The sequence below is a fragment of the Streptomyces sp. UNOC14_S4 genome (assembly GCF_020740835.1).
Classification (GTDB): domain Bacteria; phylum Actinomycetota; class Actinomycetes; order Streptomycetales; family Streptomycetaceae; genus Streptomyces.
The window spans coordinates 1-3,116 of the sequence record NZ_JAINFC010000688.1; the positions used below are offsets into that span (position 1 = coordinate 1).

At 72.6% G+C, this 3,116-nt stretch carries 3 protein-coding genes; 2 read left to right on the forward strand and 1 reads right to left on the reverse strand.

Annotation, left to right across the window (positions count from 1 at the left end):
• Positions 1–357: 357 nt before the first annotated feature.
• Complete coding sequence (locus K6I34_RS34340) at positions 358–1,320, reverse strand: 2-hydroxyacid dehydrogenase (protein ID WP_229331956.1); 963 nt, start codon at positions 1,318–1,320, stop codon at positions 358–360.
• 72 nt (positions 1,321–1,392) lie between these two features.
• Here K6I34_RS34340 and K6I34_RS34345 point away from each other — a divergent pair, with 72 nt between their 5' ends.
• Both K6I34_RS34345 and K6I34_RS34350 read left to right on the forward strand, forming a co-directional pair.
• A complete protein-coding gene (locus K6I34_RS34345) occupies positions 1,393–2,385 on the forward strand; it encodes an aldo/keto reductase (protein ID WP_229331957.1) in 993 nt (330 codons plus the stop codon).
• Positions 2,386–2,464: 79 nt separating this feature from the next.
• Positions 2,465–3,116 (forward strand): sorbosone dehydrogenase family protein (locus K6I34_RS34350; RefSeq protein WP_229331958.1); only part of this gene is annotated, 652 nt, incomplete at its 3' end.

Below are 3,116 nucleotides of genomic sequence, written 5' to 3' on the forward strand. Positions count from 1 at the left end.
ACCCGACGCGGCTCATGCACCGACCACGGCACGCTTGCACCGCGGCTCCGCCGCCGAGGCCCGCGGGCCGGAGGCGGGGCGGACAGGCGCGCCCCGCGGGCCTCGGCGGCGGAGCCGCGGTGCAAGCGTGCCGTGGTCGGTGCATGAGCCGCGTCGGGTTGATCGTCCAGTGGCCGTGCATCGCCCGTCGCCCCCCTCGTGTGCCGGTACTTCGCTGCGCCGTACGGTGCCCGGCGCAGCCCCCGGTCCGGACGATACACCAGACTCGTCACTCAGGGACATAGCTCATATACATAGCGTAATCGCCAAGGGGGTTATGAACACTGAATGCAGTCGAACGGTGCCTCTACGTGGTAACTAGGGGACAGCGACTACGACATTTTCCAGGGGTGCGTCCAGAACGAATCTGGCCAGTTGATCACGCAGCAGCCGTTCGGCCCGGGGCAGAAAGGCCGAGGAGGGGCCGCCCACATGGGGAGTGATCAAGGTGCCGGGGGCGCTCCACAGCGGGTGGCCCGGGGGCAGCGGCTCGGGGTCCGTGACGTCCAGCGCGGCCCGTAGCCTGCCCTTCCGCAGTTCCACGAGGAGCGCCTCGGTGTCGACCACGGCGCCGCGCGCGATGTTGACCAGCAGCGCGCCGTCCTTCATCCGCGCGAGGAAGGCGGCGTCCACGAGCCCGCGGGTGTCCTCCGTGAGCGGTGTCGCCAGGATCACGACATCCACGCCGGGAAGGATCTCCGGGAGCGCGGATGCGGAATGCACCGGCCCGCGGGGCGTCTCGCGCGGAGTGCGCGCGACGCGCACCACCCGCGCGCATTCAAAGGGCACGAGCCGGTCCTCGATCGCGGAACCGATGGAACCGTAGCCGACGATCAGCACGGACTTGTCGGCGAGCGCGGGCCGGTAGCCCTGCGTCCACTCCTCCGCTTCCTGCGCGCGCACGAAGCCGGGGATGTCGCGCAGCGCGGCGAGGGTGAGGGCCAGGGCCAGTTCGGCGGTGCTGGTGTCGTGCAGCCCGCGGGCGTTGCACAGCAGGGTGCCGTGGGGCAGCAGGGGCACGGCGGGCAGCATGTGGTCGACGCCCGCGGTCAGGGTCTGCACCACCCGCAGGCCGCGCATCGCGGGCAGCGGGCGTACGCACACGTCGCCGCTGGTCACATACGGCGGGACGTAGAACGCGCAGCGCGCGGGGTCGGTGGGGTAGTCGGGTTCGCCGTTCCAGTAGGCGTAGTCGAGGCCGTCGGGGAGGCCGTCGATCTCCTCGGGTCTGATCGGCAGCCAGGCCAGGGGGCGGGGGGAACCGCTGTCGTCTGCGCTCATGCCTGGAGGCTATGCGAAACGGCCGGGGCCGCAGAGGTTAGTTTGGGGGCGAGGAACGGGAGGGAACGGCGGGTGGAGCGCAGGACAATCGGTGCTACGGCGCTCGAAGTGGGTGCGATCGGCCTCGGGTGCATGCCGATGCACTGGGCCTACACCGCCTCTCAGCGCAGTGGGGAGGGCTCGCTGCGCGCGGTGCACGCGGCGCTCGACGCGGGGACGACCCTGCTGGACACCGCGGACATGTACGGGCCGTTCACCAATGAACTGCTCATAGGGCGGGTGCTGCGGGAGCGGCGCAAGGACGCCTTCGTGTCGACCAAGTGCGGGCTGCTGGTGGGCGATCAGCACGTCGTGGCCAACGGGCGGCCGGGCTATGTGAAGCGGGCCTGCGACGCCTCGCTGCGGCGGCTCCAGACCGACGTGATCGACGTCTACCAGCTGCACCGCCCCGACCCGGAGGTCCCCATAGAGGAGACCTGGGGCGCGATGGCGGAGCTGGTGTCGGCGGGCAAGGTCCGGGCCCTGGGGTGGTGCGCGATCGGCGCGCGGGCGCAGCGCAGGTCGCGCGCCGGGATGTACGACGTGACGATCCGGCAGCTGGAACGCATCCAGCAGGTCTTCCCGGTGAGCCTCGTCCAGGCGGAACTGTCGGTCTGGTCGCGCGAGGCCCTGGACGCGCTCGCGCCGTGGTGCGCGTCGCGGGGCGTCGGGCTGCTCGCGGCCATGCCCCTGGGGAATGGTTTCCTCAGCGGCACCCTCACACCGGGCCAGGGCTTCGAGCCGGAGGACGTCCGGGCGCGGCACCCGCGGTTCACGGCGGAGATGATGGCCGCCAACCAGCCGATAGTCGCCGGGCTGCGGCGGGTGGCCGGGCGGCACGGGGCCACGGCCGCGCAGGTCGCCCTGGCCTGGGTGCTGGCGCAGGGGCGGCACGTGGTGCCGGTGCCGGGGTCGAAGAAGGCCGAGTGGGTACTGCAGAACGCCGCGGCGGCTCAATTGCGGCTCACTCCGGAGGACTTCGCGGAGATAGCGGCGCTCCCCGGGGCCATCGGTTCCTGGTACTGAGAACGGCCTGCGCCTGACACGCGGAGCGGGCATGTATAAGGAACACGTGCCGCACCGCGTCAGGCGAGAGGAACGAACCATGCGTCGCATCCCGCGCACCCGCCCCGCCGGCACCGTGGCCGCCCTGGCCGCGGCCGCGCTGCTGGTCGCGGGCTGTTCGGGAGGCGGCGGGCTGCCGGGCAGGGCGACGCCGCCCACGGAGGCCCCGGGATCCGCGTCGCCCGGCGGCCCCTCCGCACCGCCCGCGTCCGCCGCGCCCGCGAAGGGCTCGGTGAAGGTCGTCCGTACGCTCACCACCAGGCTCAACTCCCCGTGGGGCGTGGCCCCGCTGCCCGGCGGCGACCTGCTGGTGGGCTCGCGCGACACGGGGAAGATCGTCCGGGTCTCGGCGAAGGACGGCGCCCAGAACGAGGTCGGCTCCGTGCCGGGGGTCGCGGCGGCGGGCGAGGGCGGCCTGCTGGGGCTGGCCCTCTCGCCGCACTACGCCGACGACCACCTGCTCTACGCGTACTTCACCACCGCCTCGGACAACCGGATCGCCCAACTGCGCTACGACGAGGCCAAGCCCGCCGGACAGCGGCTGGGCCAGCCCAACACGGTGTTCCAGGGCATCCCCAAGGGCCAGATCCACAACGGCGGGCGGATCGCCTTCGGCCCCGACGGCATGCTCTACGCCGGTACGGGCGAAGCGGGCGAACGCACCCCCGCCCAGGACCCCAAGTCCCCCGGCG

Coding starts and splice junctions, on each gene's coding strand:
- K6I34_RS34340 (WP_229331956.1), bottom strand. CDS start 1,320: ATGAGCGCAGACGACAGCGGTTCCCCCCGCCCCCTGGCCTGGCTGCCG.